The 16150-nt window shown below is 46.0% G+C and carries 9 protein-coding genes and 2 rRNA genes (1 of these 11 running past the window's edge); 6 read left to right on the forward strand and 5 right to left on the reverse strand.

Features of this window, described 5'->3' with window-relative positions:
• Both HRU69_06185 and rrf read left to right on the forward strand, forming a co-directional pair.
• A 23S ribosomal RNA gene (locus HRU69_06185) occupies positions 1-1782 on the forward strand (it extends 1117 nt beyond the left edge of the window).
• A 159-nt stretch (positions 1783-1941) separates the two neighbouring features.
• Positions 1942-2053, forward strand: a 5S ribosomal RNA gene (gene rrf, locus HRU69_06190).
• A 144-nt stretch (positions 2054-2197) separates the two neighbouring features.
• On the opposite strand, the gene HRU69_06195 is transcribed toward rrf, so the two are convergent.
• The 5 genes from HRU69_06195 to HRU69_06215 are packed head-to-tail and all read right to left on the reverse strand — an operon-like array spanning position 2198 to position 9369.
• Positions 2198-3457 (reverse strand): insulinase family protein, encoded by a 1260-nt coding sequence (locus tag HRU69_06195; GenBank protein ID QOI97104.1) that lies wholly within the window; start codon positions 3455-3457, stop codon positions 2198-2200.
• Between the two features lie 5 nt (positions 3458-3462).
• Entirely contained in the window at positions 3463-4605 is a 1143-nt protein-coding gene (gene porV / locus HRU69_06200) for a type IX secretion system outer membrane channel protein PorV (GenBank protein ID QOI97105.1), read from the reverse strand.
• A 28-nt stretch (positions 4606-4633) separates the two neighbouring features.
• Entirely contained in the window at positions 4634-7996 is a 3363-nt protein-coding gene (porU, locus tag HRU69_06205) for a type IX secretion system sortase PorU (GenBank protein QOI97106.1), read from the reverse strand.
• 45 nt (positions 7997-8041) lie between these two features.
• Positions 8042-8719 carry a CDP-diacylglycerol--serine O-phosphatidyltransferase gene (gene pssA / locus HRU69_06210; GenBank protein QOI97107.1) on the reverse strand — a complete coding sequence of 226 codons (678 nt, stop codon included), beginning with the start codon at positions 8717-8719 and terminating at the stop codon, positions 8042-8044.
• Between the two features lie 2 nt (positions 8720-8721).
• The gene (locus HRU69_06215) at positions 8722-9369 is read right to left on the reverse strand and encodes an MBL fold metallo-hydrolase (GenBank protein QOI97108.1); all 648 of its coding nucleotides are present in this window, start codon (positions 9367-9369) and stop codon (positions 8722-8724) included.
• Positions 9370-9425: 56 nt separating this feature from the next.
• Between HRU69_06215 and HRU69_06220 the strand changes: the two genes are divergently transcribed.
• The 4 genes from HRU69_06220 to HRU69_06235 are packed head-to-tail and all read left to right on the forward strand — an operon-like array spanning position 9426 to position 16002.
• Entirely contained in the window at positions 9426-10490 is a 1065-nt protein-coding gene (locus HRU69_06220) for an FAD-binding oxidoreductase (protein QOI97109.1), read from the forward strand.
• Between the two features lie 9 nt (positions 10491-10499).
• Positions 10500-13787, forward strand: coding sequence for a translocation protein TolB (locus HRU69_06225; GenBank protein QOI97110.1), 3288 nt, complete (start codon positions 10500-10502; stop codon positions 13785-13787).
• Positions 13788-13827: 40 nt separating this feature from the next.
• A complete protein-coding gene (locus HRU69_06230; GenBank protein QOI97111.1) occupies positions 13828-14703 on the forward strand; it encodes a YicC family protein in 876 nt (291 codons plus the stop codon).
• 24 nt (positions 14704-14727) lie between these two features.
• Positions 14728-16002, forward strand: coding sequence for an Nramp family divalent metal transporter (locus HRU69_06235; protein QOI97112.1), 1275 nt, complete (start codon positions 14728-14730; stop codon positions 16000-16002).
• The last annotated feature ends 148 nt before the right edge of the window (positions 16003-16150 follow it).

Here is a 16150-nt window from a genome sequence, read left to right on the forward strand (position 1 = left end):
TTTAAAGAGTGCGTAACAGCTCACTGGTCGAGCGACAGAGCATCGATAATAATCGGGCATCAAGTGTACTACCGAAGCTTAGAATAGAGCAATCTGTGGTAGGGGAGCATTCTAACAGCGGAGAAGTCGTGTGGTAATGCACGGTGGAGCGGTTAGAAAAGCAAATGTAGGCATAAGTAACGATAAGACGGGTGAGAAACCCGTCCACCGATAGACTAAGGATTCCGCGGCAATGTTAATCAACCGCGGGTAAGTCGGGGCCTAAGGCGAACCCGAAAGGGGTAGTCGATGGACAACCGGTTAATATTCCGGTACTACCGTATCAAGCAAAGTGGTGAAGGAGGAGTGACAACTCCGCGAACTGACGAAATAGTTCGTTGAAAGGCGTAGGTAGATCTTTTACAGGCAAATCCGTAAAAGATGCTGAAACCCAACAGTACCCGGAGGCTTCGGCCAAAGGGATAGAGAGTGTAATCAGACTTCCAAGAAAACCCGCTAGCGTTAATTGATATGGTACCCGTACCGCAAACCGACACAGGTAGTCAAGGAGAAAATCCTGAGGTGCTCGAGTGAATCATGGCTAAGGAACTAGGCAAATTAATCCTGTAACTTCGGAAGAAGGGATGCCTCCTTTGTAGCAATACAAAGAGGTCGCAGTGAAATGGCCCAGGCGACTGTTTAACAAAAACACATGGCTTTGCGAAATCGAAAGATGAAGTATAAGGCCTGACACCTGCCCGGTGCTGGAAGGTTAAGGGGGGATGTTAGCGCGCAAGCGCGAAGCATTGAACTGAAGCCCCAGTAAACGGCGGCCGTAACTATAACGGTCCTAAGGTAGCGAAATTCCTTGTCGGGTAAGTTCCGACCTGCACGAATGGTGTAACGATCTGGGCACTGTCTCAGCCATGAGCTCGGTGAAATTGTAGTCACGGTGAAGATGCCGTGTACCCGTCACGGGACGGAAAGACCCCATGAACCTTTACTATAGCTTCACATTGACATTGGGTGGATGATGTGTAGGATAGGCGGGAGGCATTGATCCCGGGCCGCTAGGTTCGGGGGAGTCAACGGTGAAATACCGCCCTTCGTTTTCTTGATGTCTAACCACGCAAATGCGTGGGACAGTGTGTGGTGGGTAGTTTGACTGGGGTGGTCGCCTCCGAAAGCGTATCGGAGGCTTTCAAAGGTACCCTCAGCACGCTTGGTAACCGTGCGTGGAGTGCAATAGCATAAGGGTGCTTGACAGTGAGACCGACGGGTCGAGCTGGTAGGAAACTAGGATATAGTGATCCGGTGGTTCTGTATGGAAGGGCCATCGCTCAAAGGATAAAAGGTACTCTGGGGATAACAGGCTGATCTCCCCCAAGAGCTCATATCGACGGGGAGGTTTGGCACCTCGATGTCGGCTCGTCACATCCTGGGGCTGGAGAAGGTCCCAAGGGTTAGGCTGTTCGCCTATTAAAGTGGCACGCGAGCTGGGTTCAGAACGTCGTGAGACAGTTCGGTCCCTATCTGTGATGGGCGTTGGAAGTTTGAGAGGATCTGACCTTAGTACGAGAGGACCGGGTTGGACCAACCGCTGGTGTACCAGTTGTGGCGTCAGCTGCATGGCTGGGTAGCTATGTTGGGAGAGGATAAGCGCTGAAAGCATCTAAGCGCGAAACCCACCTCGAGATGAGACTTCCTTTAAGGGACGTCAGAGATGATGACGTTGATAGGCTGCAGGTGTACAGGCAGAAATGTCAAAGCTGAGCAGTACTAATTACCCAATAGCTTCTTTTTGACCACGCCCTATGTTCGCGGATTAATTTTTTACTGCATGTATCTACCTTTTCTGGTAGTCAAATTATTGGAGTGTTACACTCATTAATCTTAAGGTGATCCTGACGAGCCGTTGACTGTCAGGCCGAGCTAAGAAAAGTGCTCAATCACCAAAGATCTTAAGGTGACTATAGCGGTGGGGAACACCTCTTCCCATTCCGAACAGAGCAGTTAAGCCCACATGCGCTGATGGTACTGGGATAATACCCGGGAGAGTAAGTCGTTGCCTGATTTTTTTAACCCTACCTGAGTAAATCGGGTAGGGTTTTTTTTTAGGGAGAGCCCTGACGAGCCGTTGGCTGTCAGGGTGCTGACCTTGCGTCAGCATAAGTTGTTGCCTTTTTTATTTTTATTGTGGTGCCTTTTTTTAATTATGCTAACCTGCTGTTATAATTAGTAAATTGCTTTCGTGAAGATGTTCCTCGGCTATTTTGGCCAACTTCTCAGCGGAAATTTTTTGTATTTGAATGACCAGATTTTGGTAATAATCACTTTCAAGTTGATGTAAATAAATATTTTTCAGTTTCTCAGTATGGGCAAAAGGCGTGTTAATTTCAGTAAACAGGCTGCCCAGAAAGTGATTTTTTACTACCTGCAACTCAGTACCCTCAAGCGGATACGTTCTGAAATCTTGAAGAGTTGATTTAATCTCTTCTGTTGCAAAATTTTTATGTTCTTTGCTAACATCAGCACTAATTATAAAATATGCATGGCGTATAAGCGGATGTATTGCTGAGTGAATGCCGTAGGTCAGGCCTTTATCCTCACGAAGTCGTTGCATTAAGCGTGAACCGAAATATCCCCCAATGGCATGATTTGCTAGAACCAGAGCCGGATAATCTGGGTGGTTTCGGGAAATGACCAGCTTCCCTAAACGAAGTGATGCCTGAATACTATCAGTTTTTTTTATATGAACGGACCCTTTACCAGGTACCGAAATCTGTGCAGAAAATAACCGAACCTCCTGCACGGGAATCTGCGCTAACCTTTCAATTATACTGGCTTGGAGCGCTTCAGATAATCTGCCGGTGATAAACGCTGTGAAATGTTTGTAGTGCTTGGCGTGGAAAGATCCGAGTTTTTCACTTAAGATTTGATTTACATGGCTTTCATCCACTTCATTTCCATATGGGTGGTTTTGGCCGAAAAGATTTTTCCTAAAGGCAGTAGAGGCCAGATAACTGGTCTTTTCGCGGTTAATTTTAAGGGTTTGCAGGAAGATGCTTTTGAATTGGTCCAACTCATCCGAAGGGAAACAGGGCCTGACACAAATTTCAACGAGTGTTTCCAGGGCTTCGCTGAAATGTTTGGTTAATCCAAATAACGATACGGAGACGAAGTCAAATCCTGGAGTAATTTCTAAGTGCATTCCGAGCGACTCTAATGTATCGGCAATCTGTTTGCTAGTTTTTGTTTTCGTTCCTTTTGCCAAGAGGTGAGCAGTGAAATATGAAATTCCCGGAATGTCCTCATACCACCGGCCGGCATGGAAAATAAGTTCAAGTTTTACAACTTGCTGCTCGCCACCGTTGATAAAAAAAAGTTTTGCCCCTGTTTGGAGGTTTACTTGATGCGGCTTTAACAGATTGAGCGAATGACTTAGTGAAAAAGGAGGAGGTAGGGTACGATCCAACATGTGGATTAATCGGTAACGGACTCTTCCCTTTCTTTCTTAACCTGGAACAACAGCGAAAAGCGAATTGTTTCGGCCAGTGGATTCTCGCGGCCATTGGTTGGAACAAGGTAGGCCACATCAATGCCGAAGGACTTTTGATTTCTGAAGCCGACTCCGAGAGTGAGGTACTTGCGGTTTCCTTTTTCTTTTGATTCAAGAAAATATCCGATGCGGCCCGCAAACGTATTATTATACCAATACTCGACACCCATATTCAGTATGATCTCCTTGATTTCCTCTGAGAAACCATCGGGTGCATCTGAAAAGGAGTTGAACATTCCGCTAAGTACAGACTGCCCTTTGTCAACAGTGGGTACAAGCAGTTTATTTAAATCCATTGCAAAGCTTATTGAGTTGAACGGATCAAGTTCGGTAGTGTAAACACCACCTATTTTCAGGTTAGTAGGTATAAAATTTTCGTTGGCATCATCGGTATAGGAAACCTTTGGGCCAATGTTTGAAATCAGTGCGCCAAGCGACAACGTAGAATTCTTAGCCCCCTTCATCAATTTGTTATAATAAATACCGATGTCAGCCGCAGCTGAATTGATTGGACGCGTATCTGTACCTGATGGAAACGCACCAGTTAAGTTGGAATAAATGTATCTTCCGGTTAAACCCACACTTAATTCTTCAGTGAGCATCCTGGAATAAGTGAAGTCCAGGGACATTTCTCTGGGATTGAAGTCGCCAAGGGGTTCGTTGCCGTTACCCCTAAAGCTGATATCGCCCATATCGAAATATTTCATCGAAAGAGCAACGGCCTGTTCGCGTGTAATTTTGTAAAAACCTGAAAGGTAGGAAATCCACATATCGTTGATGATCTTGCCCAGCCAAGGCGTGTACGAGATCGAGCCTCCGTAGGCCTTGTCAATAAATACCAGTTTGGCTGGATTCCAGTAAGCTGAATTGGCATCCGGTGCTGTTGCAACTCCGACATCGCCTAATGCTGCACTGCGTGCATCCGGACTGATGGTTAGAAACGGAACAGCGGTGGTGATAACACGAAAGGTGGTATCGGCCCCGGTGACTACTCCGGTCTGTTGTGCATATCCGACAGAAAGCAGTAAAGATGCAGTAAGAAGTGTAAACGTGGAATGAACCTTCATTTGTCAGGCTTCAAGGTTTCAAAGATAGTTAATTCGCAATAATAAGTTTTGTAACCCGCTCATTTTTAGAACCATTGGTTATTGAACGCAGGCTTATCCGGGCATAGTATAAACCTGCTTTAAGATATTTTAATGGCTCTTCTGTACGGAAAAATTCAGCCAGGGTAACCTGGTAAGTGCTTTCGGGTACAAAAAAATTGATTCGGTGAACTTCCCGGCCGGTATAATCATAAAGGCCAAGTACTCCTTCCAGATCATCCCCGCTTCGATTGTGTGTAAGGTATAGTTTTGTTGATTCAGTAAATGGATTAGGGTAATTGCCAAAGGACTCAATGACAAGTCCCTCACCGCCTACCGAAAAATTAATTGAAGCCTGGGCAGGATTATTATAGGCATCCCAGGCTTTTAGGGTAAGATTATGCGTACCCGGCAGTAAAGGTGGGAGCGTAAATTCGATTGTGCCTTTTCTGAAATTATTGATATCAGCTATATAGTAGTTGTTAAGAATAAAAGTTTGATTGTCATCAATCGTAGCAACCAGGCTGTTGCCGATTCCGTAGGCGGAGATGTTAATTCCGCTATCATCGGAGAGACGGGCGATTAACCGGGCGGGGGTGGGTACAATTCCTCCTTCAATAAAAGTAGTGTCTCCAATAAATAATCGGATTTCGGGAGGCGTATTATCGGTAGGAGGAGTGGGTTCGCTCAGTCCTATTTTAAACGCTTTTGAAAAACCGGACGCATCGGTTAATTGTTCTTCATGGTAGGCGTACAAACTCAGTTTTCCGGTGCCAACAGAATAGACAATGTTTTTCGGCATAAGAAGCTCCATGCTGAATGTTCCGTTTTCAATCTGTGCCTGCCCCCGGTAAAGTGCATTGAACCATTGGGTGTAACTGAATACCGGGTTTTCATCCCCTAATGTTTGAAAGGAGGTTTCCTTGTCAAGCAATGTAGCATGCAAGATGCCATTAAACGAAGTGTTTACCGTATGGGTATGGTCGGTTATTTTTCCTGTAATGGTAACAAGCGATAATGCGCTTAGGGTATCGCTTCCGGCCTGGGTTTTTATTTCATCTGCTTCAATTCCGAATTCGGGCATGGCCAGGTGTAATGAGGGATCACCAATCAGTGAAAAATTGCGGTTTGAAACTCCGCTATGGCTGCTGTTTTTTGTTCTTCGGAAAATATCACCCAATTCGGTGTAAGCATTATCGTTTTTTTGAAACAGGGCCTCATAAAAAGCCTGGTTCAATGCAAAATTGGTGCTTGAACTTACCGGCCGGGCTGTGGTTACCAGGGCAATGGCTCCACCATTTTTTTGCAGTATGCACAATTCGCCACCTGAAAGAAATATTGGGTCATCCTGCCGGCCAAATTCGCAAGTTGCCGTAAGGAGTAAGGGCAGGCGTTTGTTTTGTAGGCTAACAATCACCAGATCGTCAAAAATTCTTTCCTGAGCCCACTGGCGTTCTCCGCCATGCCCGGTATAATTAATGATGAGTGCACCATCGTAAAAAGCCTTTTCAATGGCGGTTCTTGTTTCGGGTGAGGTTTGCCCCGAAGCACCTGCTGGTTGAGGAAAAGCATCGAGGTAGATTTTGTGCGGGTTAAAAAAGGCCTGATTGGCTTCGATTTCTTCAGCTAACTGGTCGGCCTGACTTTGGTGAATATTAAAATCGCCATCATCGGCAATGAACACAATATTTTTTCTCCAGGGGCCGGCCAGTTTGGTGTCGGTGTCGTATGCGATTATTTTATCAACTACTGTTTTGGCTTCGCTGAGTGTTTTTACCGGTAGCCTGCCTACCCCGATATCCATACTGTGGTTTACAGGCGGGTCTTCGGCCCATTCGCCTTCGTGGTTTTCAAGAAAAGCGAAGTAATCATCGGAGGAATAAGTTTGTAACGGATGCAGTGAATTTCGCGATTCGTAGGTGACTACAAAATTCCGGTTGTTTCCCAAAATGTTTTTATAATCGTATGAGCCTTTTCCAAACAACAGCAATGCCCGCAAGGCACCGGGTGCTTTATCGTATAGGTGCTTTACAAAATCGCGGATAGCGGTAACATCCTGGCGACCGCTGGAAAATTCGTTATAGATTTCAGTTGTTGTGGCTACCTGGGCAGTCCAGCCGGTTACAGCCATCCGGTGGTTGGCCAGTCGTTGAGCTTCATTTTTAAAATCAGGATGAGTTACTATTATCAGGTTAGGGGTGGACTGGCCTCGCAGGTTTTGATTGGTAACCTTTCCAATCAGCTCAGGGGCGGGCGCATTTGGCTGGAAGACAATATAGTTTTGAAGGTTTACTGAAGGCGCTGCGAAAGAAATTGTTCCTGACTGGAAGACGGCAACCTGGAGAACCGGACTTAGCGGGTCGGTGATATTCCAAATACGCGATGAGGCAGTTGCCTGGCCAATCGAGTACCTGGAAACGGGTTGCTGTAAACTGGCCAGTGAACGAAATAGCGTTTGCTGACCCTGTAGCTTAAGTTGTTGTGTAGCCTGCAGCAGGCAAAAATTTAAATAGCCAATGGAACGGGTTGAAGTGCTTTTATTGTATTGATATCGCAGTTCCTGTTTTGTTGTGGATGGAGCAGATACAGCAGTTGAATTGATAATGAGTGTATCGCGCTTTTGCCGTCCTTTAATACCATACTGAATGTTTGGGATAGCGGCTATCGTTTGCTGACCGATTTGTGTTCCATTTAAGAATAAACTAAACGAAGTATTATCAAATGATTGGGCCATCACATCCGATACAATTTTTATAGGCGTGTCGGGTATGATATCGGGTAGGCTGAAGGAATGTATCAACTCAGTACTTAAGTCAAAGCGCTCACCGAACCATGCACGTCCCGACTTCAGTTCATTGTGCTGGTCAAGTTCATGGTAAACAAAATTTTCAAAGGTACTTACGACAGGAAACCCTGATCCGGCATCGGAGGCAGTTTGAATACGTTTTCCATTGGTTGTACCTACTGTAATAAAATAGAAGTTCTGACTGGCGTATAGATTCTTTTCATAAAAAAATATTTCCTCTTGCTGGCTGAATGAGACTTTATCGGGGCCTTCGGCATAAAACAAGATAAAATCCTGCGAATTAAAATTTCCATCCTCTTCGCCCTGAATGTAGATGGCCAGTTCTGTTAAGTCGGTTGGTCGTGGAGTACTGTTTGCCTGGGGCAACATGCCACCGCCATTTCCGTAGATGCGGATTTTACGGGGATCAGTTTTCGGATCGAACCCCATTTTTTTAAACAGGTTCAGGTCAATGCGGTAAACCCCGTTTTGTTTCACAGCTACTTTGTACCAGTTGCCGGTATGAAGTACAGATGATTGACCTGAAGCGGATACACAAACAGCCACCAAGGCCACTACAGTAGCCATTAATCTGTGAAAGGAAATAAAAAGTGGAGCCCCCGGCACAGCGATTCAGTTCTGCTTAAGTATGAGTTTAGCTAGTAACGAAAAGGCGATATACAGTAGTATAACAAGCGGTACGGCTACCAGCTTAAACAGGCTTAAAAGTAATACCGCTGCTAGTAAAAAGGTAAACCTGATTTCATTGCCCTTCCATGAAAACGACTTGAATTTAATGGCAAATAGCCCGATGGGGGAAATCAACAACCACGATGAAAGTATGGTAATAACCATCAGTTGAATCGGTTGTTGAAGCAAGGCAAGGGTAGGTTCGGGTAACAGGGGTAGGGAGGTTAGCAGGATAGCATTGGCAGGAGTGGGTAAGCCCCTGAAGGAATCCGTCTGGGTTTCATCAATATTAAATATAGCCAGCCGAAGTGCAGAAAAAGCCACAATTGAAAGCGAAGAAAGGGCGATCCACCCGGGTACATCAGCGGGCCACAGCTTATAAATAACCAATGAGGGGAGCACGCCAAAACTTACCACATCAGCTAATGAATCAAGCTCCTTGCCGATGGCAGAATGCGTTTTAAGCAGCCTTGCTGTAAATCCATCCAGAAAATCAAAAACACAGGCAACCCAAACAAAATAGGCGGCCGGCATGGGTTTATTCTCAAGCAGGTACACAATACCGATGCATCCGCAAAGCAGATTGCCGATGGTAAGGATGTTTGGAATGAATCGCTTCATGGTTATCGGGCTAAAGCGCAGAACGGATTCGTTCGTTTTTCATTTCCGATAGTTGTTGTGGGGCCATGCCCGCAATATACGGTTACCTCATCGGGTAATGAAAAAAGTTTAGTTTGAATGCTTTCAATCAATATATCGTAATCACCACCGGGCAAGTCGGTTCGGCCGATGCTGTTTTCGAACAGTACATCACCGCTGATGAGTATTTTGTTTTGCTGATTATACAAAGCAATGTGCCCTGGGCTGTGCCCCGGAACGAACAACACGTTAAACTGATAATCGCCTGCCACAACAACATCGTTTTCGGAAAGAAAACCATCGTGCTGTACGTCATGGTAAGATGGGAATCCGTAGTTGGGTGCGTAGGTTTTCACGGCTCTGAGCAACGGCTCTTCAAGGGGGTGGATAAAAAGCGGAACCCGGTATTTCGATTTGACAAAATAGTTGCCCAACACATGGTCGATATGGCAATGGGTGTTGATCAGTTGCTTTACCACCAGGCGATTTCCGGAAATATAATCAGCCAGGTAATTTTCTTCTTCCCTGCTGCAACACCCCGGGTCGATAATGATAGTTTCTTTTGTATCATCATATACCAGGTAGGTATTTTCGGCAAACGGATTGAATGTAAAGCTTTCGATATGAAGCATAACTCAAAAATAATCCGGATTTTTGGCATTTCGGATTTCTTCGTTGCAAATAGTCGATGAACACCAAGGTAGTTGATTACCTGATTGTCGGCCAGGGGTTAGCCGGCTCCTGCCTGGCTGTTCAGCTATTGGAGCGTAAAAAAAAAATTGCTGTTATTGACTTGCCAGTTGATCAGGCAGCTTCACGTGTGGCTGCCGGGTTGTTCAACCCTATAACCGGAAAAATCTTTTCACTTACCTGGCAGGCTGATATATTGTTTTCCTATCTGCACATGTTTTATCAACGTGCTGAAAAACTAACAGGGCAGCATTTTTTTTATCCGATGCCGGTTTACCGGCCGTTTGCTTCGGCTGGTGAGCAAAACGACTGGATGATTAAGAGTGCCGATAATCGATATACGCCCTACCTTGAACAACTGACTACATCACCAATTTTTGAATCGCAGGTAATAAACCCCTATGGCGGTTTGCTGTTAAAACAGTGTGGGTACCTGGACACCGTTAAATTTCTGGAAGCCGTCCGCAAGCTAATTGTCCAACAAGGTACTTTCCTTGAAGATTTTTTTAATGAAGCTGAACTGGTTATTTGCCCCGATGGGGTTACTTATCGGAACCTGAAAGCCGCAAGGGTCATTTTTTGTCAGGGTATTGCTGTTAATCAGAACCGGTTCTTTTCATGGCTTCCTATTCAACCCCTGAAGGGCGAAGTACTTCAATTGGAAACCGATGAGGAGGTGACAAGAATTTACAACCGGGGCGTTTATGTGGTGCCTGGTGTGTGGAAGGCCGGAGCAACCTATAACCGGTTTGACGGCACACCGGGGATTACACCGGATGCCCGGAAGGAGTTGACTGCTGCACTTGATTTGCTGGTCCGGTTTCCCTACCAAATACGTAATCAGCTGTTTGGATTCAGGCCAACCGTGCCTGACCGCAGGCCCATACTGGGCTTGCATCCGGAGTTTAACAATCTGATTGTGTTTAACGGGCTGGGTACCAAGGGCGTAAGCCTGGCTCCGTATTTTTCGCACCATTTGGTGCAGTGGCTTGAAAATGAGCTTGCGCTGAACAATGCGGTGGCTATTCAACGTTATAAATCATTATATTGGAAGTCTGCTTAGGAAGGTAATATGGCAAAGGTTTTGGCAATTTGTTGCTTATGGGTAGTGGCAGCAGGGCTTGATGTCCGGGCGCAACAGGCACGCGAGGTTTTTGGAAAAAACCGTATTCAATACCGCAGTTTCGACTGGCAATACCTGACCGGTGAAAATTTTGATGTGTACTATTATGATGGCCGCAGAGATATTGCCACGCAGGCCCTGCAATACCTCGAACTGGAGTTTGACCGGATTACCGACCTGATTGGGTATGCTCCGTATTACAAGGCTAAAGTATTCATTTATAATTCAATGGCCGATTTGCGCCAGAGCAATGTAGGCCTGAACCATACATACTATAATATTAACGGAGAGGTTGATTTTATTAAACCTTATGTGGAGGTAGCGCATCAGGGCACCGCCCAGGAGTTTAAGGATGAACTCCTTTTTAACATTACATCCATGCTGGTAAATGAAATGATGTATGGAGGCAGCCTGAAAGATATTTTTCAGAGTGCGTTGTTGCTTAACCTGCCCGATTGGTTTGTGAGCGGAGTGGCCATGTATGTAGCCAGGGGCTGGACCGCAGAAATGGATGACTATGTTCGCCAGATTGTATCTACCAGAAACGTTAAAAAGTTTAGCAAGTTTACCCACAAGGAAGCGGCCCTTATTGGGCAATCGGCCTGGAATTTTATAGTGGAGCGTTACGGTAAAAGCAACATTTCCAACATCCTCAATTATACACGCATAACCCGAAATGAGGAGAAAAGCATTTTGATTACGCTCGGGGTAAGCTACACACGCCTTGTAGAGGAATGGCGCCAGTATTATTTACAAATGGAAAGTTCGGTAAGTAAATCATACATAAAACAACCCGATTCGGCCAAATTTCAATCGCCACCTAACCGATACACCGAGTTTACCACATTAAAAGTAAGCCCGGATGGCCGCTACCTGGCTTATGCAGAGAATGACCGGGGTAGTTATGCGATAAAAGTGCGGTCGTTAGAAAGCAACAAAGAAACAACTATTCTCCGCGGAGGGAGCCGGGTTATCGGCCAGCGGGTAGACAACCGCCTGCCGCTCATCAGTTGGGCTGATGCCGGTACGTTGGGTGTCATTGCGGTTAAGCGCGGTGAATATACATTCTGGCTATATGATTTAAACACTCGCACAAAACTTCCGCGTGAACTGGACCGGTTCGACAATGTTCGAAGCCTGAGTTTTTCTGGCAATGGCCGGCTGGCTATACTCAGTGCCGATTTCGAAGGGCAAAACGATCTTTTTCTTTTGAGCACACGCAGAGACCGCGTACGCAGATTAACAAACGATTTGTACGATGACCTGGATCCCGGTTTTATACCGGGCACCAATCGCATTGTGTGGAGTTCGAACAGAACCACCGATACCCTGCGTACACAGGCTAAGCCAACCCTTGGCGATTTAACGGACAATTACAACCTGTTTGTTTATGATTTAGACACCACCAACCAGGTGGTGGCCCGTATTACCAATACGCTCAGTAAAGATTATGCGCCCGTTGCCCTTAACGACAACATATTTTATTACCTCAGCGATCAGCGTGGCATTATTAACCTGTTTAAGTTTGACAGGGCCAGCGGTATCTATACTCAGGTTACCAATTATTCAACCAGCATCAAGGACTATGATTTCAATGCCGAACGCAGCATGCTTGCTATGGTAACCCAGCAACGTCTGCGTGATGACATTTTTATCGACAAAAATTTTAACCTGAATCGAAATGTATTTACCCCGGCCACCCGGAGAAAAGAACTGCAGCAGGCGCGAATTATTCGTGACCGTAAACGGCAGGAAGAAAACAAAAACATGACGATTAAAGACCTGCTTAATGCCCGCCTTAAAGAAGCCCAAACTAAAAACGATTCACTCCCGGCAAAGGATTCAATACCCGTTATCAGCGATACTGCTAAAGTTACGATCGACTCAACAATCCTTGTAAAGGCAGATACAGTAAAGCCAAAACAAGAACCCGTTATAAACACGGATAATTATGTTTTTGAAGATGAGGTTATCAGGCAACCGCAGCCGTCTGAAACTTTTTTAAACCGGTACATGAAGGCCCGCGATAAAAACCGCATCATGGGCCCGTTTCCCTATGAGAGCAAATTTGGCCGTGAGTCCATGGTTACTTCGGCTGTAATTGACCCCTTGCGTGGTTTTGGATTTTTAATGGAAATTCAAATGAATGATATGCTGGAAAATTACCGCTTTTACGGAGGGCTGATGACCAGCATCGATCTGCGCAACGGTGATGTGTATGGCGAATTTCAATACCTGCCTTCGTTTATCGACTTCAGTGCCCGCTTCGACAGAAAGGGCATCCGGTGGGAACCCTATTCGGGCGAAAACATCTATCACTACTCCCTGAACAAGTTTGAACTGGGAGCCGCCCTCCCGGTATCCGACCGGATTCGGTTAACGGCAAAACCTTTTGGAGCGTTAACCACCGCGGCTTTCCTGGGCGAAACCACCCTGCCTACCCGGCCGCCATCGGCACGACCTTCTTCAGAGTTTTTTGCAGGTGTAAAATCAGAACTTGTGTATGACAACTCGGTTTCAGTAGCCCTCAATATAATTGAAGGAACACGCGGAAAAATTACCTATACCCATTGGGAGGGGCTTGATAACAGCAGCAATAGTTTTAGCCAGATTTCGGCTGATATACGGCATTACCAGAAAATTTACCGCGAAATTGTTCTGGCTGTTAGGGGTTTTGGAGGAACCTTTTATGGTAAGCGACCGAAACATTATTTGCTGGGTGGCATGGACAACTGGGCTTTTAATCAGGTGTACCTGGGAGGAACCTCCAGCACCGGTGAAGAAAATCCGCTCGGAACGCAAACACAGAATACCGATCTGCTTTTTGCTGAATTTGCCACTAACCTTCGCGGGTTTGATTACGCAATTCTTTTTGGCAACAACGTGTTGCTGATGAATGCCGAACTGCGCGTACCACTCATCCGCGTATTATCGTCAGCACCAATTACATCTAACTTTTTCCGAAACATGCAATTTATCGGCTTCTACGATATCGGAAGCAGCTGGTCGGGTAAGCCCCCATTCTCCTCTGGCAACAGTGTTAGTTTCAGGCGCGTACGGGAAGGCAGTTTTGATATCGACATAAAAAATTACCTCAACCCCTGGTTGTACAGTTATGGTGTTGGCATGCGCACCGTTATGTTGGGCTATTACATGAAGTTTGACCTTGCCTGGCCGGTTGAAAATTACCGGGTGGGCAACCCCCGCCTTATGGTTACCCTGGGCTTCGATTTCTAACAGGGATTTGCTGTATCTTGTTCCGTAAATTAAATCAGTCATGATTAAATCAATGACCGGCTATGGCAGCGTTAGCCTCGATAATGGTCACGCGCAGGTACAGGCTGAAGTAAAAAGCCTCAATTCAAAGTTTCTTGATTTGAACCTCCGGCTGCCCAAATCTTTTTCAGATAAGGAACTGGAAATCCGTAACCTGATCAATGAAAAACTGGATCGGGGAAAGGTAAGCCTTACCGTAGACTTTCAGCGGGTGGCCGATGCAGAGATTAAACAATCCTACAACGAGGCTCTCTTTATTCAGTATTATACCCAACTTAAAAAACTGGCCGACCGGGCCATGGCTTCGTACGAAAACCTGTTTCAAATAGCCCTTTCATCACCCGATGTTGTGCAAAACAAACTGGCTGAGGGTGCCAGCGAAGGAGACTGGCATCTGGTGCGAAAAGCCATTGAAGAAGCCATAGCCAAATGCGATGCCTTTCGGGCTTCCGAAGGAAAGGTGTTGGAGAAATTTTTTGTTCACTACTGTCAATCCATACGGGCCTCGCTTAACAACGTGGAGCAGCTTGATTCGAAGCGTGTTGAAAAGATCAAGGAAAAACTCAAAGGCAACATCGAAGCATTGTTTGGCGATGGGTATGATGTAAACCGGCTGGAACAGGAGATTATTTACTATGCCGAGAAATTTGATATCCACGAAGAACGCGTGCGGCTGGCAGCCCACCTCGATTATTTTTTGCAGGTGTTGGCCGAGAAACAATCAAATGGAAAAAAACTGGGCTTTATCGCACAGGAAATTGGCCGGGAGATCAACACCATCGGCAGCAAAGCCAACGATGCAGAAATACAAAAGCATGTGGTGGCCATGAAAGAAGAACTGGAGAAGATAAAGGAGCAGTTAAACAATGTGTTATAGCCGAACACCAAAGTTTGCCCGCTCATGCGCCCACCTTCTAAACTCTCCAGCGTAATCCTCTACTCCGTTATTTCGGCCGCATTTATCGGTCCGGGCACCATTACCACGGCCATTACGGCAGGGGTTACGCACCAACTTCAGTTATTGTGGGCGGTTGCACTGGGCACACTGGGCTGCCTTGTGTTACAGGAAGCATCAGCCCGCATTGTTATCAGCAGCGGGTTAAATCTTGGAGAGGCTTCTAAGAAATGTTTCGGCAACAGATGGGGTCAAACACTGATGGTTATTGTTGGTTTAACCGTTATGCTGGGCTGTGCGGCTTATGAAGCAGGTAATATTTTGGGGGCTGTTGCCGGGCTAAACCTGCTGAGTGAGGTGAATACAAAAGCCCTTACTGTATTTATTGCGGTAGCCGCTTTTGTTGTATTGTGGACTAACAAGCGCCAGGTTATTTCGTGGCTGATGACGGTACTGGTAGGCCTGATGGGCGTTGCCTTTTTTATACTTGCTTTTCAGCAGGCATTTTCCGTTACGGATGTACTTAAGCATGCTCTAATTCCTTCTTTTCCTGCCGGCAGTGCATTACTGATTTTGGGGCTTGTGGGTACCACCATTGTGCCGTACAATATCTTTTTAGGATCAGGTATTAGTAAAGGCAAAACCGTTCCGCTGATGCGCATAGGATTAACTGTTTCAGTTCTCGTTGGCGGATTGATTACGGCAGCGATATTGATTGCGGGTACGTCCGTTCAGGCGTTCTCTTCATTTCCCGAACTGGCATTGGCATTAAAAGAAAAGTTGGGCCCGGTGGGCTCGCTGGCATTGGGCGTTGGTTTATTTGCTGCCGGATTTTCTTCGGCTATAACAGCACCATACGCCTCCTCCATCATTGCCTCAACTGTTTTTGGGTGGGATGATCCGCGCAGGCTGCGCCTGGTGTGGGGTGCGGTGTTGCTGACTGGTTTTTTGTTTGGCATCAGTGGCATTAAACCGATACCGGTAATTTTAACCGTACAGGCATTAAACGGACTGATTTTGCCGCTGCTGGTGGCGCTGCTGGTATTTTTGGTTAACTCGAAAGCGTTAATACAGGAAAATTACCGGCAAAGGTTTGTGGCAAACTTTATACTCCTTCTTGTTTTCGGAAGCATTGTGCTGGTTGGCCTGAACCAGGTAGAGAAAGTGTTAATTACCGTGGGATTATGGGAGTCATCGAAGCTGAACCTATTGGCAATTCTTAGCCTGGTGTTAACGGCTATGGTAGGGTTATGGGCGATGAAAAGGCAGGGCGCCACTTGATTCAGTTGGATGTTCAACGGCAGAAAATTGCCGGTGGCCGGGAAAGATTGAATTAATTGAAATTAAGTCATAGTATATTCCAGGTTGTTAGGCGCAGTTTATAGTATCTAATACAACAACAGAAATAAACTACCTGCTAAGAATGCTT

Source organism: Flammeovirgaceae bacterium, assembly GCA_015180985.1.
Taxonomy (GTDB): Bacteria; Bacteroidota; Bacteroidia; order Cytophagales; family Cyclobacteriaceae; genus UBA2336.